This window comes from Flavobacterium sp. F52 (assembly GCF_000278705.1).
In the GTDB taxonomy this organism is placed as follows: Bacteria; Bacteroidota; Bacteroidia; order Flavobacteriales; family Flavobacteriaceae; genus Flavobacterium; species Flavobacterium anhuiense.
Window position 1 is genome coordinate 1 of the sequence record NZ_AKZQ01000030.1, and the last position, 20,575, is coordinate 20,575.

Consider the following 20,575-nt stretch of genomic DNA (forward strand, 5'->3'; position numbering starts at 1 on the left):
TTCACAGCGCGTAAGGTTTTTCTTCGTACACCCAGGAATCGGGCCGTTTTGCCGCAAAGCCGCTAAGGCTCGAAGGCTGTTTTCCCTACTTTTTAGACGCTGAGTTTTCTGCCCCTTCTTCTGGAAACCGGCGCCCTAGCCCCGATAGGAGCGGAAATCCTTCTGCTTTTTTCTTTAAAAAGCAGAAGATTGCAGCGGATAGCGGGAAACAGCTCCTAAAAAAAAACAAAATCCCAATCTTTTAAATTCCAAATCCCAAAACTGGATGCGCTTCACTTCGCTCAGGATAGGAGCCGTGGCTTTATCCTTATATATGTATAAAAAAATAAACCCGACAGGTTTTGAAAACCTTTCGGGTTATAACTGAGACTTACTCTTATATATACATATATAAGTATAATTTAAAAACTACATTATATGTATTATTCATTCAAGGCGTCTATTACTTCTTTGGTAATTTGAATGCTTTTTAGTTTTGCTTGATGATCGAAGATTGGACTTGTCACCATTAGCTCGTCGATTCGGGCATAGTCGATAAACTTTCTCAAATCGGTTACTAGCTGTTCTTTGTTTCCTGTGAAGGTTCCTGCTGTCATTTGATTTACATGAAAACGTTCTGCTTCATTCATGATATCGTCTAGAGATGAAACTGGTGGCTGTAATCCTTTGCGATCATTTCTAATTAGGTTCAAGAACATTTGATACAAACTTGTCGATAGCAATTCTGCTTCTTCATTTGTATCTGCCGCAATGATATTAACACAAGCCATTGTTTTTGGTTTATCTAAATACTCTGATGGCTGGAAATTTTCTCTGTAAAACTCAAATGCCTGGATCATTAGTTTTGGTGCAAAGTGTCCAGCAAAAGCATAAGGCAATCCATAAGCTGCTGCCAAAGCCGCGCTGTCCATACTTGATCCTAAAATCCAGATTGGGACATTTAACCCTTCGGCTGGGAATGCACGAACTTTTCCTGATGCATTTTCAGATGAAAAGTATTCTTGAAGCTTGCTTACATTTTGCGGAAATCGCTGTGCTTGCTCAAAAAAGTCTTTTCGAATCGCTTCGGCAGTTGGCTGATCTGTTCCTGGCGCTCTTCCTAAACCTAAATCAATTCGGTTTGGATAAAGGGTTTCTAAAGTTCCAAATTGTTCTGCCACTACTAGAGGAGAATGATTTGGAAGCATGATTCCGCCAGAGCCTACACGGATATTCTCGGTTTGACTTGCTACATAACCAATTAAAACCACAGTTGCAGTACTGGCAACGTGTGCCATATTATGGTGTTCTGCGAGCCAGATTCTCTTGTATCCTAATCTATCGGCTAATTGCGCTATGTCTTTTGTTTTTTGGAATGTTTCTGTTGCGTTACTATCTTGAGTGATAATTGCAAGCTCTAATATTGAGACTGAAATTGGTTTTTTCATATAAATTAAGGCTAAAATGCAAAATTAACTCATTTATGCAAACGCCTTTGTTTTCTAATGTTAATAGAATTATAATATTCTCAAATGATTCAAAATATCTAATTTTTAATAATTAATTATTGTTTTACAATAATTAATTATACATTTGCAATATCAATTTAATTTTTCATTGTATGAAGACCACTCATATTGTTTCTAAAATATTATTTTATTTTACCCGATTCTTGTCTGTAGTTTATTTTTTCTTGGCTACTTACTCGGTTTTTACTTTAGTGACAGGGTTATTTCTAACATTTAAAGATAACGGAAAGTATTTTCAGGTTTGTTATCCGTTTACTACGCATCCTGTAATGTTGGGCGATTACAACCTGCCATATATTCTTTTTGATTTTTTAGCTCCACTGAGTCTTTATGGACTTTTCTTTTTACTGAGCAGTAATGTCTTTAAAGTTTTCTTTCAGCCAAAATTATTTACTCAAAATGGAGTTTTGCACTTAAAACGCTTTTATTTATCCAATTTATTCATTCCGAGTATCGTTATATTTTTTGCGTTCTTCTTTGTTCCTTTAGATAATGAAGTGGCACTTTTTATCATATTGCACGGAATGCTTGGCGCTTTTGCTTATTTTTTAGCTGCCATTTTTAAACAAGGTTTAAACCTTCAAAACGAACAAGACTTATTTATATAGCTATGCCAATAATTGTAAATGTTGATGTAATGCTTGCCAAACGCAAGATGCAGAGTAAAGAATTGGCAGAGAAATTAGATATAACGCCTGCTAATTTATCGATTCTAAAAACTGGAAAGGCAAAAGGTATTCGATTTGATACTCTTGAAGCAATTTGCAAAATCCTAGACTGCCAGCCTGGTGATATTTTAGAATATGTAAGCGAGTAGTTTTTTTTAATCAAATTTTCTGAATCTAAAAATCGGCTTTTTGAGGCCGACAGGACTTTTATTGTCCAAAATTTTCAAATCATCATTTATATAATCATCAAAAATCAATCAAAAAATGAACAGTTTATCTATCAAAAATCTCAGTAAAACGTATGAGAACGGCACAAAGGCGATTGACCAATTATCGCTTGAAATTGCAAACGGAATGTTTGGCTTACTTGGACCAAATGGCGCAGGAAAATCGACTTTAATGCGAACCATTGCTGCTTTGCAAGAACCAACTTCTGGAATTATCGAATTTAACGGCATAAACGTTATCGAAAACCCAATGTTTATTAGAGAAAATCTCGGATATCTTCCGCAGGAATTTGGCGTTTATCCTAAGATTTCTGCTTATCGTCTTCTCGATCACTTGGCAATTCTAAAAGGAATTGTCCATAAGAAAGAACGACATGACCAGATTTTGTATTTGCTGCAACAAACCAATTTATTACAACACAAAGACAAAGCCGTAAATTCTTTTTCTGGTGGAATGCGTCAGCGTTTTGGAATTGCACAGGCCTTATTGGGTAGTCCAAAGATTATTATTGTGGATGAACCAACTGCTGGGCTTGATCCTGAAGAACGAAACCGTTTCAATAATCTCTTGAGTGAAATAGGTGAAAGCATTATTGTAGTCCTATCTACACATATTGTAGAAGATGTTCGCGATTTATGCACCAAAATGGCAATTATTTCTAATGGGAAATTGATTTTGGAAGGAAATCCAAATGAAGCTGTAGATTCTTTGAAAGAAAAAATCTGGATAAAAGCGATTCATAAAAACGAACTAAAACAACATCAGGAGCATTTTAATATTATTTCTTCTCATCTAAATTCGGGAAAAATCAACATTCATGTTTTCTCCGAACAACAGCCTGATTCTGGTTTCGAACTGGCTTCTCCAGATTTGAGCGATGTTTACTTTAATATATTATCTCAAAATCAATTTAAAAAATAACGTTATGCTTTCTAAATTAATTCAATTTGAATGGCATAACAATACCAGAAACTGGACATTTTATGCCATATTTATTATTTATTTGGTTTTAGGATTTTTTGTGAGTGCTTTTGCGAACTTTTCGTTTTCGGGAGCTTACAAAAACAGTCCATTTACATTAACTTATGCGATTGGTCTGATTTCGCTAATGACTATTTTCTCCACCACACTTCTTGTTGCACAGCATTTTTTAAAAGAATACGAAACCAAATTTGATGCAATAATCTTCTCTACTCCTATTTCTAAATTTTATTATTTAGGAAGTAAATTTATTACAGCTTTTGTAATTGCCGTTTCTTCGTTCGGAATGTTTATTATAGGAATGATTATCGGACATCAAATGTCGTGGATTCCTAGAACCGAAATCGGTCCGTTTGAAATTCTAAATTACGTCTGGCCTTATTTGGTGATCGTTGTTCCCAACATATTTTTATGTCTTTCAATTCTTGCTACGCTTGCTTGGCTTACGCGAAGCAAACTTTTTGTTTACGTTGGCGGATTATTCATCTACCTATTATATATAGCGGGCTCGATTTTTTCTAATTCGCCATTATTTGCAAATGCATCTCCGTCTTCCGCGAAAGCGATGTCATTGGCAGCAAAAATAGACCCGTTTGGTTTGGCTGCTTTTTTGGAACAAACGAGATATTGGACATCAATAGAAAAAAACACCCAACTGATTTCACTTTCGGGCAACTTTTTATTCAATCGAATCTTATGGATTTGCATTTCTTTCCTTCTGATTTTTGCTTCTTATAAAATGTTTTCTTTTCGAAAAACAAAAACTAAAAAGGTAAAAACCATTAAAACCAACGCGAGAGAAACAAAAACATATTCTGCTGTAATTCCGAAACAGCTTGAATTTAAAACCTCAAAACATAATTGGGCTGTTTTTAAAAGCAATTTGAAAATGGATTTTTATTTGATTTTAAAAGGAATTCCATTTTTACTGATTGTAATTTTACTTTCGGGATTATTAATGATTGAGATTTCAGATGAAATTGACGGTGGAATCAGATTGGCGGAAAAAATTACCGATACGGCTTTGATGATTTCAACCATAATGGATCGCCTGCCATTCATCTTGATTCTGATTATTCTTTTTTATAGCAGTGAATTATTGAATAGAAGTGAAAATTCGAGATTTGAAATGCTTGAAAATACAGCACCATATTCTCAGCTAATCGTTTTACTTTCGAAATTGACAGTGCTTTTTATGATTCCGTTAATCTTGATTGGAATTAGTGTTTTGATTGGAATTGGTTTTCAGATTATACATGCAAACGCACCAATTGAAGCTGGTCTTTACTTTTCAATGTTTTATTATATTGGCTTTCCTTTGTTTTTGATTTCAATTTTGGTGATTGCCATTCAAACTTTCGTTAAAAACAAATATTTAGGATTAGCTGTTTCTGCTTTTATTGTTCTTTTATTTTGCACCGGAATTGGGCAACAATTGGGAATCACACACACATTATTTCGATTTGGAGATTCTTTCAAAAGGGAATATTTTGATTTGAATGGTTTCGGAAGTTATACTTATCCATTTCATATTTCGATGCTCTACAATTCTGGATTGACTTTGATTCTGCTTACATTGACCGGAATTTTATGGAAACGAAATTCTTCCATTCTGAAAACCATTCGAAGAAATTCGTTTAATTCCATTCAGAAAATAACTTTTGTTTTGGGAATTATTCTTCTCATTGGTTTTGGAAGCTATCTTTTTTATAAAACGAATATCGAATATCCATACTTGACAAAAGATGATTTTAACAATTGGAGCGAACAATATGAACTCCAATTTAAAAAATATACAAATTTTGCACAGCCAACGATTATTGCTGTAAAGAGTAAAGTCGATATGTTTCCGGAAGAAAATCGTTATGAAGTAAGCGGCACTTATGAATTGATCAATAATTCGGAAAAACCAATTGATAGTTTACTCCTATATATAGATCGAAATTCGAAACTGACTTCTGTTGCAATTGAGAATGCGAAAAATCTGGATGATTCTTCTGAATTTCAGCATTATTGGTATCTATTGGAAAAGCCTTTGCAACCTCATCAGAAAATGAAAATGAGTTTTGCTTTTACCTCAACTTGGTCGCCATTTAAAGGGCATACTGCATTTAATTCTATAATTGAAAATGGTTCGTTTATGCGAATAAGCCGTTACTTTCCAACTTTTGGTTATCAAGATTCTAACGAAATCAGCAGTAAAAAGGAGCGGGAAAAAAGGCATTTAAAACCACAGACTCCGCTTAAGCGACTTGAGGACAAGTCTAAAACAACAAATGATTTTATTGATTATGATGTTGTGGTTTCTACTTCTAAAAATCAAACCGCAATTGGAATTGGCGATTTAGTTGGAAATTGGAAAAAAGACAACCGAAATTATTTTCATTATAAATCTAATGGAAAAATTCCGTTCCGATTTGCTTTTTCTTCTGCCGAATATCAAATTCAAAAAACAAACTATAAAGGCATCTCTATTGAAGTTTATTATGATAAAAGACATTCTCGAAATGTTGCTAAACTGATTCAAGATGTAAAAAATACGTTAGATTATTGCCAAAACAATTTTGGAAAATATCCATACAAAACCATTCGTTATGCCGAAGTTTCTGCTTTCGCGGATGGATTTGCTGCAACTTCTTATCCATCTACAGTTTTTATGAAAGAGAATTTTGGTTTTTACAGCAACTTGAATAATCGAGATAAAGAAGATGTCATCAATCAATTAACGGCGCATGAATTGTCGCATGAATGGTGGGGAAATGCGCAAATCAGTCCCGAACAAAAAGAAGGAAGTTGGATTTTGACCGAAACTCTCGCACAATACACCGAATTGATGTTGTATGAAAAAGAACATGGTTTAGAGAAAGCTTTAGAAACTTTAAAAATTCATCTGGATTTGTATTTAAGCAGTCGAAGTTATGAGCTCGAAACTCCTTTATATAAAACAAATTATGAAACTCCACATTTGCCTTATGATAAAGGAATGCTGGTTATGCATCACCTAAGAGTTTTAATTGGCGAAGAAAAAGTGAATCTGGCTTTACAGAATTTCCTGAATCATTATAAACATCCTAATCCAATTCCTGATTCTGAAGATTTATTGAGTGAGATTTATTTGGTTACAGATTCTAAACTCTATCCAAAATTGGATGAAATGTTCAAAAAGATTATTACGTATTCTTCTAAAATTTCTGAAGTTGAAAGTGTAAAAAAGAATGGCTTTTATGAAGTTTCTTTTAAAGCAGATACTAAAAAATATATTGAAAACGCAACAGGAATTCGAAAGCAAATTGACAATGATAAAACAATAGATATTGGAATTTATGATGAAAACGGAAAGTTATTTCGTTATACTTTTCCAATCAAAAACAATAGAATTGAAGGCAAAATTAAATTCAAAAACAAACCTCAACGCATTGTAATTGATCCTCTTTTAATGAATATTGACACTTTTATAAAGGACAACGAGAAGGAAATTGATTAGTTTTTTTGTTACTTATATTTATTTAAACACATAGAGTCATAGATTATTTGTTGTTAAAAGGCGTTTCACTTGCATTAATGCACATAGCGCTCTATGTGTTAACATAGAAATAATTTCTTCCCAATCAAAAAAGCGAACAGATTTTAAACCTAAATTTGTACATCAAACACTAATTCGGTTTTAGCTTATCTGCAAAATGACACATAAAATTTTAATTATAGACGACGAAGAAAAACTAAGAAGTCTGCTGGCGCGAATTATAAAATCGGAAGGATTTGAAGTTTTTGAAGCGAAAGATTTAAAATCGGGTTTCAAAAAATTGGAACAAACCGAAATTGATGTCGTTTTGTGCGATGTAAAACTTCCTGACGGAAACGGCGTTGATTTTCTTCAAAACATAAAAAACAGTTTTCCTTTAACAGAAGTAATTCTGCTGACGGCTTTCGGAAATATTCCAGATGGTGTCCAGGCAATGAAAAATGGCGCTTTCGATTATATTGTAAAAGGCGACGATAACGATAAAATTATTCCGCTTCTGTATAAAGCCGTTGAAAAAGTGCATTTGCAGAAAAAAGTCCAACAGCTTGAAAAACGAATCAACGATAAATATTCTTTTAATACCATAATTGGTAAATCAAAAGGAATCGAACAGGTTATTGATCTTGCCCAAAAAGTAGCCAAAACCGATTCGACTGTTTTATTGACTGGTGAGACTGGAACAGGGAAAGAAGTTTTTGCGCAAGCTATTCATGAAAACAGCAATCGTGCAGGAAAATCTTTTGTTGCGCTGAACTGCAGCACTTTCACAAAAGAAATTTTAGAAAGCGAGCTTTTCGGTCATAAACAAGGCTCTTTTACGGGAGCTGTAAAAGATAAAAAAGGTTTTATTGAAGAAGCAAACGGTGGAACTTTATTCTTAGATGAAATTGGTGAAATGCCAATTGATCTTCAGGCAAAATTATTGCGTGTTTTAGAAACTTCTGAATATATTCCCGTTGGAGACACGACTCCAAAAAAATCAAATTTTAGGTTAATTGCCGCTACAAACCGTGATTTAAAGATAGAAAGCGACGAACATCGTTTTCGCTCTGATTTGTATTTCCGTTTGAATATCTTCGAAATCAAATTGCCTTCGTTACGAGAAAGAATTAAAGATATTCCGTTATTAGCCAATTATTACGTGAAGCAATTTTCAGAAAAAACGAATAAAAAAGCGCTACAAATTGCGGATGACTTTTTACAGAAATTAGAGAATTATTCCTGGCCAGGAAATATCCGTGAACTGAAAAACGTCATCGAGAGATCCGTTATCTTAAGCAGTGGCGATACTTTGACTGCAGATGTTCTGCCTTATGAAATGCAGCATCAATCTGAAAATAATTCGAAACCAATGTCGGCTTTCTCCATGCAAAGTGTTGAGAAATTGCATATTCAAAAGGTTTTAAATTATACAAAAGGAAATAAGGCTGAAACGGCTAGATTATTGGAAATTGGGATTGCAACTTTGTATAGAAAAATTGAAGAATATGGGATTCAATAGAATAAATTCCAATTTTTAAATTGCTTCGCCTGTCCGCTATCGCTCGGGTCCAAATTCCAATGGCAATAGCAAATTTCAAAAATCAATATTTAATTCGATTTGAAAAGTTCCAACGGAGCGACACCAACATTCTAATATGTCGCCCCGCTGGGGCTTTGAATAATTATACGTATTTGCTTCTATAAATATTTCGCTCCTCTGGAGCTCGCAAATACTATATCAAAACGAGAAAAGCTTATCAAAATGATAGGCTTTTTTTATGCCTGATTTTTGGCACAAAACTACATTTCTTTTGTTTACAACACTTTAGACATCACTTGACTTTTTCGGAACATCTTTTGGCATAAAGAGGATGAACATTAAAAATTCATTCCAAATGAAAAATCAAGTTACCTCAATCTACAAACAAGCAGAACGCTTTGCTGAGATTACTAAAAAAAATATTATCTGCGGTAATATCGTTCGTGCTAAAAAGTGTCTAGCGCTTGCTGAACGGTTATTTATAAATGGAAGCATCGAAACTAAAAATGCCATTTCTAACGTATACGTTTTTTCAGTTTCGTCTTTTATGGAAATGCGCCACTGCAATATCTCACACCTTTTCCCTCAAACGCTTAAAGCAGAATATATCAAACAGGTTAATGCTTCGGGAGTCTAAAAAGTTTAATCGGTTAACTGTTTAATTGCTTAATCGAAAAATCTAAAGTTTACAATCTTAAATCTAAAATAATCATGGTCACAATCCTCCTTCTCGCTTTGGCAGTTTTACTGTTTGCGATTTGTTTTCTGTCAATTGAATTCTTTGAAAAAATCTAAATCATGACTGCACTCTTTATTGTTTCAATCGCCGTTTTCGTGTATTTGATTTATGTATTAATCAAACCCGAAAAATTTTAAAAATGAAAAAGTCGAATTATAAAAATAAAAAGACATCCCTACTGTATGCATGTGCTGTCTGGACATTAGCCTTTATCGTACTTATCCTGTTTTTATAAAAATCTAAAATTTAAATAATTTCTAACAAATAAAATATGAACACAGAATTAATAGGTGTCATAAGTATTTTCATCCTTACCGTTGTTTTAGCCATTCCTTTTGGGAAATATATTGCTAAAGTCTTCTTGGGAAACAAAACACTTCTTGACCCAATTTTCAATCCAATTGAAAAACTTATTTTTAAAATCAGCGGTATTAATCCAGCCGTAGAAATGAACTGGAAACAGCATTTAAAAGCGCTTTTGAGCATCAATATGGTTTGGTTCTTTCTTTGCTTTTTTGTTTTACTTTTTCAGGGTTCATTGCCGCTAAATCCAGATAACAATCCGTCGATGACTCCAGATTTGGCTTTTAATACGGCTATTTCATTTTTAGTCAATTGCGATTTACAGCATTATTCAGGCGAAAGCGGTGTTTCTTACTTGTCGCAAATGGTCTTAATGTTTTTGCAATTCGTTTCGGCTGGTGTTGGAATCGCTGCTGCTGCAATGGTTTTTACTGCAATGAAAGAAAGAACTACAGACCAACTGGGCAACTTCTACAATTATTTCGTAAAAAGCTGTACTCGTATTTTATTGCCTCTTTCAGCAATCGTTGCTATCGCTTTGGTTTTCAGTGGAACTCCAATGACTTTTGAAGGAAAAGATGCCATAACCACTTTGCAAGGCGATCACGTTGAAGTATCACGAGGGCCAGCCGCTGCTTTTATTGCTATTAAACATATTGGTACAAATGGCGGTGGATTCTTCGGAGCAAACTCGGCTCATCCGTTAGAAAATCCAACTTATTTTACAAACGCTGTTGAACTTTGGGCTCAAATGATTGTTCCGTTTGCAATGATTTTTGCACTTGGTTTTTTCCTAAATAAAAAGAAATTCTCTTACATCATTTTTGGTGTCATGACCATTGGATTTTTACTTCTTGTAATTCCGACAATCTCTAGCGAAATCAACGGAAATCCTGCTATCGCAAAAATGGGAATCGCTCAGACAACTGGAGCAATGGAAGGAAAAGAAGTTCGTTTTGGCCCTGCTATTTCAGGATTCTGGAGTATTGCTACAACAGTAATTTCTACAGGATCTGTAAATAGTATGCACGATAGCGCAATGCCAGTTTCTGGAGCTATGCAGTTATTGGCTATGATGGTCAATGCCTTTTACGGCGGATGTGGTGTCGGTTACCTCAACTTTTACATCTTTATTATTCTGGCCGTATTTATTTCTGGTTTAATGGTCGGTCGAACTCCTGAATTTCTAGGAAAGAAAATCGAAGCTCGGGAAGTAAAAATCGCTGCTTTTATTGCAATTCTTCATCCGTTATTGATTTTAGCGGGAACTGCTTTGGCTTCTTACTTTGCTGCAAATGATACAGCAATGGGATATTGGTTCAGCGGAAATGCCACAGGTTGGTTAAACAATCCAGGCAACCACGGATTCTCAGAAATGCTATATGAATATACTTCGAGCGCTGCCAACAACGGTTCTGGTTTTGAAGGTTTGGGAGATAATAATCCGTTTTGGAATATCACAACTGGAATTGTTTTACTCTTAAGCCGTTTCATTCCAATCATAGGGCCTCTTGCAATTGCAGGTTTATTAGCGAATAAAAAATATATTCCTGAAAGTGCGGGAACTTTAAAAACTGACACCTCAATTTTTGGAATAATGATTTTTGCTGTGATTGCCATTATCGCTGCTTTATCTTTCTTCCCAGCTTTGGCTTTAGGTCCATTGGCAGAATTCTTTACTTTAAAATAATAACTCATTTTTCAATGCTGAAAATATTTTAGACACATAGAAACATAGTTTTTTCTTTACTAAAAAAGAAAACCAAAAAGAAACTAGTTTCTAACACATAGTAATGTGTATTGATGCAAGTGAAACGTCTTTATCTCAAAGTAAAATCTATGTTTCTATTGTTTAGAAAAAGTCAACCAAATAATATAAAAAAATGACAACTAATAAATCCACATCATTATTTGAAAGCAAACAGGTAAAAGAAGCTTTACTGCAGTCTTTTGTGAAGCTGAATCCAAAAATGATGGTTAAAAATCCGGTAATGTTTACCGTAGAAATCGGAACTGCCATTATGTTTGCCGTTTGCGTTTCGATCTTAATGGGTGCAAATGATCAGGGAAGTTTTGTTTATAATTTCATTGTTTTTCTAATTTTATTTGCAACGCTTTTGTTTGCCAATTTCGCTGAAGCGATTGCCGAAGCCCGAGGAAAAGCACAAGCTGACAGTTTACGAAAAACAAGAGAAGAAACTCCTGCCAGACAAATTCTGCCAAACGGCGAAATTAAAAACGTGAGCTCTTCGGCATTAAAAAAAGACGATATTTTCATTTGCGAAGCGGGTGATTTAATTGCCGCTGACGGAGAAATTATCGAAGGTTTGGCAACAATAGACGAAAGTGCCATTACGGGAGAAAGTGCTCCAGTAATTCGTGAAGCTGGCGGAGACAAATCTTCGGTAACTGGAGGGACAAAAGTATTGTCTGATAAAATTAAAGTAAAAGTAACTTCTGAACCTGGCGAAAGCTTTTTAGATAAAATGATTGCTTTGGTTGAAGGTGCAAGCCGTCAGAAAACGCCAAACGAAATTGCTTTGACAATTCTATTAGCCGCATTTACTTTAATCTTCGTAATTGTCTGCGTTACCTTAAAACCATTTGCCGATTATGCCAATGCTCCTATTACTATTGCTGCTTTTATTGCATTATTCGTTTGTTTAATTCCAACCACGATTGGAGGATTGCTTTCTGCAATTGGTATTGCGGGAATGGACAGAGCTTTACGTGCCAACGTCATTACAAAATCTGGTAAAGCGGTTGAAACTGCTGGAGATATTGACGTTTTGCTTTTGGATAAAACCGGAACCATCACAATTGGAAACAGAAAAGCAACCAATTTTTACCCAACAAAAGGAATCTCTTTTGATGACTTTGTGAAATCGGCTGTTTTGAGTTCGCTTGCCGATGATACTCCGGAAGGGAAAAGTATTCTCGAGTTAAGTGAAATAATCGATGTAAAAAGTGAAACGAAAGCCAGCTTTTTACAAACTACTTCTGACATCGCGCACACTATCAAATTTACTGCTGAAACCAGAACTTCTGGAGTCGTATTAAAAGACGGAACTAATATTAGAAAAGGTGCACAAGATGCTGCAAGGAATATTGCACAACAAGCTGGAAATTCTTTTCCAGAAGATACTGCGCAACAAGTAATTTCAATTTCGTCTAACGGAGGAACGCCTTTAGTAGTGATTAAAAACAACGAAATTCAGGGTGTAATCGAATTACAGGATATTATCAAAACTGGAATGAAAGAACGTTTTGAACGCTTACGCCGAATGGGAATCAAAACGGTTATGGTTACAGGAGATAATCCGCTTACGGCTAAGTTTATTGCCGAAAAAGCTGGTGTTGATGATTTTATTGCTGAAGCAAAACCTGAGGATAAAATGAACTATATCCGAAAAGAACAAGCTGAAGGAAGATTGGTTGCGATGATGGGAGACGGAACAAACGATGCTCCTGCCCTTGCTCAAGCGAATGTTGGAGTTGCCATGAACAGCGGAACTCAAGCTGCAAAAGAAGCTGGAAACATGGTCGATCTTGACAATGATCCAACCAAACTAATCGAGATTGTCGAAATTGGAAAACAGCTTTTAATGACGCGAGGAACGTTGACTACTTTCTCAATTGCTAACGACGTTGCTAAATATTTCGCTATTGTTCCTGCTCTTTTTATTACTGCGATTCCTGCGCTTCAAGGTTTAAATATTATGCATCTCCACAGTCCAGAAAGTGCCATTTTATCGGCTGTGATTTTCAATGCGATTATCATTCCGATTTTGATTCCTCTTGCATTGAAAGGTGTTGAGTATCGTCCGATTGGGGCAAGCGCGATTCTAAAACGTAATCTTTTGATTTATGGCTTAGGTGGTTTAATTGTTCCTTTTATTGGAATCAAACTGATTGACGTAATTGTTGCCTTATTTATGTAAACAAAAATTACTAAGACGCTAAGATTCTAAGTTTTCTTTCTTAGCATCTTAGAAACTCAGAATCTTAAAAAACAAAAAAAAATGAAATCTATATTCTCAATACTAAAACTTACTGCGATTACTTTAATCTTATTTGCAGTTATGTATCCTCTTGCGATTTACGGAATCGCCCAAATTGCTCCCAATCAAGGAAAAGGAGAAACTATTTCGGTTAACGGAAAAGTGGTTGGATATCAAAAAATCGGACAAAAGTTCGACAAATCAAATTATTTCTGGGGAAGACCTTCGGCTGTTGATTATAATGCAGCAGGAAGCGCCGGAAGCAATAAAGGGCCAAGCAATGCCGAGTATTTGGCTTTGGTACAAAAGAGAATTGATACGCTTTTATTGGTTCATCCTTATTTGAAAAAATCTGATATTCCAGCTGATATGGTTACGGCTTCAGGAAGTGGTTTAGATCCGAATATTTCTCCGCAAGGTGCTTTTATTCAGGTTAAAAGAGTTGCTAAAGAACGAAAACTAGATGAAACTAAAGTAAAAGCTTTAGTAAAATCTAAAATTAATTCGGCTGTTGTTGGCCCTGAGACTGTGAATGTTTTGGAATTGAATGTGGCTTTGGATCAGCTTCGCTAAAGCTCAAAGTTGCTAAGGTTCTAAGATACTGAGCTACTAAGTTTTTTTTCCTAACAGGTTTCCAAAACCTGTTAGGGTATAAAAATATTGTAATACAAAAACGCCTTTTTTCCCCCAAATGCCCTAGCCCCGATAGAAGTGGAAATCCTTTTTCTGGCTTCTTTAGCCAGGAAAAGATTACTTCGTCAGTTCGCTATCGCTCGTGTGGAACGGATAGCGGGATTAGCTCCTAAAAAATCTACTAATAATTTAAATTAAGAGGACGAGATCGCTTCGTTCCTCGCAATGACATATGAAAAAAATAATACTTACTGCTTTAATCGCTTTTGGTTTTAGCAATTTACATGCACAAGAAGAATCTAAAAGTCCGTTTACGTTTTCTGGATATGTAGACGTTTATTATGGTTATGATTTCGGGAAGCCTGAGAATCATACCAAGCCAAGCTTTTTTTATAATTATAACCGAAGCAATGAAGTCAACCTGAATTTGGGTTTGGCAAAAGTGAATTATTCGAAAGGAAATGTCCGAGCAAATTTAGCACTGATGGCGGGAACTTATGCACAATATAATATGTCTGCTGAACAGGATTTACTGCAAAATGTTTATGAAGCGAATGTAGGCGTGAAGATTTCGAAAAAACATGATTTATGGATTGATGCGGGAATTATGCCCTCGCATATTGGTTTTGAAAGCGCGATTGGAAAAGATTGCGCCAATTTAACCCGAAGCATTCTGGCAGAGAATTCTCCTTATTATGAAACTGGACTAAAAATTGGTTATACTTCTGATTCTGGAAAATGGTATTTGGCTGCGATGTATTTGAACGGTTGGCAGCGAATTCAGAAAATAGATGGAAATCAAACACCGGCTTTTGGAACTCAGGTTACTTACAAACCATCTGACAGAGTGGTTTTGAATTGGAGTACATATATTGGAAACGAACAGCCAGATGCAGATAAAAAATGGCGTTATTTTAATAATTTCTACGGACAATTTAAAGTGGCTGAAAAATTAAACTTAACAACTGGATTTGATATTGGTTCTCAGCAATCGGCTAAAGGAAATGAGAAATATGATGTTTGGTTTTCTCCTGTTTTGATTTTGCAATACAAACCGACAGATAAAATTCAGCTGGCAGCAAGAGGAGAATACTATAGTGATGAAAAAGGTGTAATCATCGCGACAGAAACACCAAACGGATTTAAAACTTACGGATTTTCAGCTAACTTTGATTACTTAGTAGCCGATAATGTTATGTTTAGAATTGAAGCGAGAAATCTGTCAAGCAAAGATGAAATTTTTACCAAAAACAATCAGCCAACAGATACAAATACCTTTGTGACAACTTCTTTGGCAATTAGTTTCTAAACATTAATTTTTTTTACCATTAAGAGATTAAGAAAATTAAGTTTTTGCACCTGATCTTAATCTAGAATAGAGGACATTAAGCTTAATGTTCTGCAGACAAAGAAAAGCTTAACTTCCTTAATATCTTAATGGTTAAACCAAAAAACATGGAAAACGAAAACAACGCACAGCATTTTCTGGACTTGATTCAGAAATCTCGAAAGGGAAAGTTTAAAATCTACATTGGAATGAGTGCCGGTGTGGGCAAAACTTTTCGTATGCTTCAGGAAGCGCATTCGTTATTGAAAAACGGAATCGATGTCAAAATCGGCTACATAGAAACGCATATGCGGAAGGAAACGCATGAATTATTGGCTGGTCTTCCGATTATTCCGAGGCGGACTATTTTTTATAAAGGAAAAGAACTCGAAGAACTCGACGTTCAGGCCATCATCAACCTTAGACCAGAAGTGGTTATTGTTGATGAATTGGCGCATACTAACGTTGAAGGAAGCAAAAATGAAAAACGCTGGCAAGATGTTCTAGAGATTTTAGACGCTGGAATTAATGTAATTTCAGCCGTGAATATTCAGCATATTGAAAGTTTAAACGAAGATGTAAAACGAATTACCAATATTGATGTTCAGGAGCGAATTCCTGATAATGTTTTACGTCTGGCAGATGAAGTTGTAAATATCGATTTGACTTCAGAGGATTTAATTGCTCGATTAAAAGAAGGAAAAATTTATACGGCAGATAAAATTCCGACAGCTTTGGCTAATTTTTTTAAATCGGAACAGATTCTGCAATTGCGTGAATTGGCTTTAAAAGAAGTGGCAAGTCAGGTGGTTCGAAAAGTAGAAAGCGAAGTTCCGAATCTGCATGCTTTACGGCATGAAAAATTGTTGGCTTGCATTAGCAGCAATGAAAAAACTGCTAAAATTATTATTAGGAAAGCGGCTCGATTAGCCAGTTATTACAACGGATCGTGGTATGTTTTGTATGTCGAAACTCCTAAAGAAAGCAGTACAAGAATCGCACTTGACAAACAAAGACATCTAATTAATAACTTTAAACTCGCTGTACAATTAGGCGCAGAAGTTATTAAATTGGAAAATTCAAATATTACAAATGCTATTTTGACAACGGTAGAAGAAAAACAAATTACAACTGTGTGCATCGGAAAACCACATTTTAATTTGTTTAAAGTAATTTTGTCTACAACAATTTTCAGGCGTTTGCTAAACAAATTGTCTTTATCAAATGTTGATCTTGTTATTCTGTCATAAAATTTTCTAACCATTAAGATATTAAGGGAATTAAGCTTTGAACTTAATGAAACTTACAAAGAGAAAATTAAGCATCGCCTTTATTTTCTTAATATCTTAATGGTTCAAATAAAAAACTTGTTTTTTAAATAAACATCATGAGAATTAAAACCAAATTGAATCTGGGTGTTGGATTGTTATTTTTAATGATCATCATTCTCTCGTTAGTGAGTGCTTATTCTGTTTTTCTGATTAAGCAGGACACCGAAAACATCCTGAAATCGAATTATAATACGCTGGAATATTCGAGAAATATGATTTTGGCTTTGGACGAAATGAAATCGGGTTCTAAAGAAACGATTCAGAGTTTTGAGGAAAATCTCGAAAAGCAGACTCAAAATATTACGGAACCAGGCGAAAAACAGGCTACCGAAAAGCTGAAAGCCAGTTTTGCTCTTTTAGACAAAAACAACTCCGACGAAACTGTAAAAACACAGATTCGTCAGGATATTTTTGCGATTATGAAACTCAATTTGGACGCCATAAAGCAGAAGAGCGACATTGCCAAACATTCAGCTGAAACAGCCAATTTGTCTATTGCTATTGTGGGAAGTTTATGCTTTCTGATTGCTTTTAACTTATTGGTGAATCTGCCTAATAATATTGCCAATCCGATTAGAGAATTAACGCTAAGTATTAAGGAAATTGCGAATAAAAATTATTCGGAACGCGTTCATTTTACAAGTCATAGCGAATTTGGAGATCTTGCCAAATCATTCAATACGATGGCGCAAAAGCTTGAAGAATATCATGACAGCAATGTCTATAAGCTTCTTTTTGAGAAGAAACGACTGGAAACATTAATTAATAATATGAACGATCCTATTATTGGCTTAGATAACGAAGGGATTGTTTTGTTTGTAAATGATGAAGCACTGAAAATTATCGGTCTAAAATCGGAAGATATTATCGGAAAACATGCTTCTGAATTAGCGGTTTCTAATGATTTGATTCGTTCTTTGATTCTGAAAGAAAGTGAAACTCCGAAAAAACAGCCTCTCAAAATTTTTGCTCACGGAAAAGAAAGTTATTTCGAAAAAGAAATTCATAATATCACGATAACGCCAACGGGCGAAGAAAAAGAAATTAATATTGGCGATGTCATTATTCTGCGAAATATTACGCTTTTTAAAGAATTGGATTTTGCCAAAACGAATTTCATTGCTACTGTTTCACACGAATTAAAAACGCCAATTGCTTCTATAAAATTAAGTCTTCAATTGCTTGAAAATGGAAAAACGGGCGATATGAACGACGATCAGAAACAATTGGTCGAAAGTATTAAAGATGACAGTCAGCGCTTATTGAAAATTACAGGCGAATTGCTCAATTTATCACAATTGGAAACTGGAAACATTCAGCTGAATATTGGGAAAAGCAATCCGTACGAAATTGTAAAATATGCCGTTGAAGCCGTAAAAGTCCAAGCTGATCAAAAACAGATTCAATTGGTTGTTGACGCCGATGAAAACCTTAAAAATGTAAAAGCCGATGCCGAAAAAACAGGCTGGGTTTTAATTAATTATTTATCGAATGCCATCAGATATTCATCTGAAAAAAGTACGATTCTTATCAAACTAAAAGAAGAAAACAATCAGATGGTTTTTCAGGTTATTGATACTGGAAAAGGAATTGACACAAGATATAAAGATCGAGTTTTCGATAAATATTTTCAGGTTCCGGGAAGTCAGAAATCTGGAACGGGATTGGGATTAGCAATCAGCAAAGAGTTTATTGAAGCGCAAAATGGAAGCGTTGGTGTTGAAAGTAATCTTGGATTGGGAAGTACATTTTGGTTTACATTGATGGTTTAGAATAATTGTGAATTATTAAAAGAAAAAATATTAAAAGAGCTTCGGAGAAGCTAGATATTTATAGCTAATTTGATTCACGTAGATAATAAGCTCCAGCGGAGCGGCATATTTCACCCCGCTGGGGCTTAAAAACGCGCCTTATGAATTTTCTATAAACATATCGTCCCGCTGGGACTTTTTCACTTAAAATCATCAATCTGAATAAAATAAAATTTAGCCAATCTTAATTCAACTACCCTATTTAAAACCAACAAATTAAAGTTCGCTTAAGGTTCAATTAAGTTCAAAATATCAGAGACAACCATTCGTTACTATTGCAAAATATAACGACAAAAACAATGTTCCGCAAAACGATTTCCCTCGTATTCCTGTTCGGATTATTTTATGTGAATGCACAACAAAATGATTCAATCACAAAAATTGACAGTACTTCTAATCATTTAAAATTCACTTACAAACAATTAATTATTCCGTCGGTCTTAATTGGTTATGGCGTAATTGGTTTGGAAAGTAATCAGCTTTTGAGTTTCAACTCTCAAATCAGAGCAGAAGTTAAAGAAGATATTGACGAAAAAATTACAATTGATGACTTCTCTCAATATGCACCTGCTGCATCGGTTTATGCCTTAAATGCTTTTGGTGTAAAAGGTAAAAATAATATGCGTGACCGTTCTGTGATATTTGTGACCTCTTATGTAATTATGGCGACAACGGTTTTAAGCCTAAAATCTATTGTTCACGAAGAAAGGCCTGACGGAAGTTCGAATAATTCATTCCCTTCTGGACATACTGCAACGGCATTTATGGGTGCCGAATTTTTATGGCAAGAATACAAAGACAAATCCATTTGGTACGGAATCACGGGTTACGCCGTTGCAACCGGAACGGGCCTTTTCAGAATCTACAATAATCGCCACTGGCTGACAGATGTTGCGGCTGGAGCTGGAATCGGAATTTTGAGCACCAAAATTGCGTATTGGATCAATCCGTATATCACTAAAAAGCTGTTCAAATCTTCAACCGAAAACAAATCGACTTCTATGATAATGCCTTTTTATAACGGACAGCAATATGGTTTGGGATTTGCGAAGGTTTTTTAGTTTTTTTTTTTAGCCACGAAGGCGCTAAGGCACAAAGTTTTTTAAAGCCACAGATTGCACAGATTAAAAGGATTTTGGAATGGCTTTGTGTAAATTTATTAGCCACGAATTCACGAATTTTTATTTGAAATAATTCGTGAATTCGTGGCGGAAAAAAAAATTATGTATTCGAAGTATTATTCTTGATTTCCCTAACTTCTCTTTTCAATTCTAAAAGCAAATCCTTCATTGCTCCAGTTTCTGTAGTTTCTTGTTTTTTATCCGAACGGCCAATGTTACATTCGTACTCCCAAATCTCCAAAATTTCAGAAGCTTTCACTTCATAATTTGGATAAAAACTATTATCAGATTCTAAAACCAAACTATTCTTTTTGTTTTTATTGAGACGTTTATATACTATTCCTTCATTTTTAGTGATAAGAATATAGGTTTTCCCGTCCATCACCTCTCCCAGCTTTTCCACATAACGGCCAATAATAATGGAACCGTCTTCATGCGGTGGCATTGAATCGCCTTCAACTGGAAATCCGCGGTGTTTTCCTGGTCCTAAAAACGGAAGCGTAATCTGCTGTAAACTTTCAATATATTCTGGATCAGCATATCCGTTCAGATAACCAGCTTTTGCTTTTTGAGATACAATTTCGATATAATTTTCTCCAAAACTATCCACTTGAATCGGCAAAATAAGTCGGTTGCCTTCTAGTTTTATCAAATTTTGCACATCTATTTTGCGAATATCTACCGATAATATCAAGTCAATACTCATATGAAAATACAATGCAATTTTCTTTAAAATGTCATACGGTGCTTCCGAAGTTCCATCTTCGTATTTCACGTATCTTCCTCTTGTAATACTCAGGTTTTCAGCTAATTTTTCTTGTGATATTTTATGCTTAACCCTTAATGCTCTGATGTTGTCTGAAAATAAGGACATAATTA

General features: G+C 34.9%; 16 protein-coding genes. 14 read left to right on the forward strand and 2 right to left on the reverse strand.

The window, feature by feature from the left end:
* Positions 1–422: 422 nt before the first annotated feature.
* Entirely contained in the window at positions 423–1,427 is a 1,005-nt protein-coding gene (locus FF52_RS15120) for an LLM class flavin-dependent oxidoreductase (protein ID WP_008466861.1), read from the reverse strand.
* A gap of 173 nt (positions 1,428–1,600) precedes the next feature.
* Between FF52_RS15120 and FF52_RS15125 the strand changes: the two genes are divergently transcribed.
* From FF52_RS15125 to FF52_RS15185, 14 genes are all read left to right on the forward strand, one after another.
* Entirely contained in the window at positions 1,601–2,116 is a 516-nt protein-coding gene (locus tag FF52_RS15125) for a DUF2975 domain-containing protein (RefSeq protein WP_008466863.1), read from the forward strand.
* 2 nt (positions 2,117–2,118) lie between these two features.
* The gene (locus tag FF52_RS15130; protein WP_008466864.1) at positions 2,119–2,325 is read left to right on the forward strand and encodes a helix-turn-helix domain-containing protein; all 207 of its coding nucleotides are present in this window, start codon (positions 2,119–2,121) and stop codon (positions 2,323–2,325) included.
* Between the two features lie 115 nt (positions 2,326–2,440).
* Positions 2,441–3,325 (forward strand): ABC transporter ATP-binding protein, encoded by an 885-nt coding sequence (locus FF52_RS15135; RefSeq protein WP_008466865.1) that lies wholly within the window; start codon positions 2,441–2,443, stop codon positions 3,323–3,325.
* A gap of 4 nt (positions 3,326–3,329) precedes the next feature.
* Positions 3,330–6,869 (forward strand): M1 family aminopeptidase, encoded by a 3,540-nt coding sequence (locus tag FF52_RS15140; protein ID WP_157498621.1) that lies wholly within the window; start codon positions 3,330–3,332, stop codon positions 6,867–6,869.
* 196 nt (positions 6,870–7,065) lie between these two features.
* Complete coding sequence (locus tag FF52_RS15145) at positions 7,066–8,409, forward strand: sigma-54-dependent transcriptional regulator (RefSeq protein ID WP_008466867.1); 1,344 nt, start codon at positions 7,066–7,068, stop codon at positions 8,407–8,409.
* Positions 8,410–8,785: 376 nt separating this feature from the next.
* Positions 8,786–9,067, forward strand: coding sequence for a hypothetical protein (locus FF52_RS15150; RefSeq protein ID WP_008466868.1), 282 nt, complete (start codon positions 8,786–8,788; stop codon positions 9,065–9,067).
* 161 nt (positions 9,068–9,228) lie between these two features.
* Complete coding sequence (kdpF, locus tag FF52_RS23435; RefSeq protein WP_073418200.1) at positions 9,229–9,306, forward strand: K(+)-transporting ATPase subunit F; 78 nt, start codon at positions 9,229–9,231, stop codon at positions 9,304–9,306.
* Positions 9,307–9,440: 134 nt separating this feature from the next.
* Positions 9,441–11,162 carry a potassium-transporting ATPase subunit KdpA gene (gene kdpA / locus FF52_RS15155; protein WP_008466869.1) on the forward strand — a complete coding sequence of 574 codons (1,722 nt, stop codon included), beginning with the start codon at positions 9,441–9,443 and terminating at the stop codon, positions 11,160–11,162.
* A gap of 193 nt (positions 11,163–11,355) precedes the next feature.
* Entirely contained in the window at positions 11,356–13,413 is a 2,058-nt protein-coding gene (gene kdpB, locus FF52_RS15160; RefSeq protein WP_008466870.1) for a potassium-transporting ATPase subunit KdpB, read from the forward strand.
* A gap of 81 nt (positions 13,414–13,494) precedes the next feature.
* Positions 13,495–14,046 carry a K(+)-transporting ATPase subunit C gene (locus FF52_RS15165; protein WP_008466871.1) on the forward strand — a complete coding sequence of 184 codons (552 nt, stop codon included), beginning with the start codon at positions 13,495–13,497 and terminating at the stop codon, positions 14,044–14,046.
* A gap of 292 nt (positions 14,047–14,338) precedes the next feature.
* On the forward strand, positions 14,339–15,415 hold the full coding sequence (locus FF52_RS15170) for a porin (RefSeq protein ID WP_008466874.1): 1,077 nt from the start codon (positions 14,339–14,341) through the stop codon (positions 15,413–15,415).
* A gap of 146 nt (positions 15,416–15,561) precedes the next feature.
* Entirely contained in the window at positions 15,562–16,683 is a 1,122-nt protein-coding gene (locus FF52_RS15175) for a sensor protein KdpD (RefSeq protein ID WP_008466876.1), read from the forward strand.
* Between the two features lie 137 nt (positions 16,684–16,820).
* Complete coding sequence (locus tag FF52_RS15180) at positions 16,821–18,536, forward strand: sensor histidine kinase (RefSeq protein ID WP_008466877.1); 1,716 nt, start codon at positions 16,821–16,823, stop codon at positions 18,534–18,536.
* Between the two features lie 338 nt (positions 18,537–18,874).
* Entirely contained in the window at positions 18,875–19,636 is a 762-nt protein-coding gene (locus FF52_RS15185) for a phosphatase PAP2 family protein (RefSeq protein ID WP_008466878.1), read from the forward strand.
* A 160-nt stretch (positions 19,637–19,796) separates the two neighbouring features.
* Here FF52_RS15185 and FF52_RS15190 read toward each other — a convergent pair whose 3' ends face one another.
* Complete coding sequence (locus FF52_RS15190; protein ID WP_008466879.1) at positions 19,797–20,570, reverse strand: XRE family transcriptional regulator; 774 nt, start codon at positions 20,568–20,570, stop codon at positions 19,797–19,799.
* Positions 20,571–20,575: the final 5 nt, after the last annotated feature.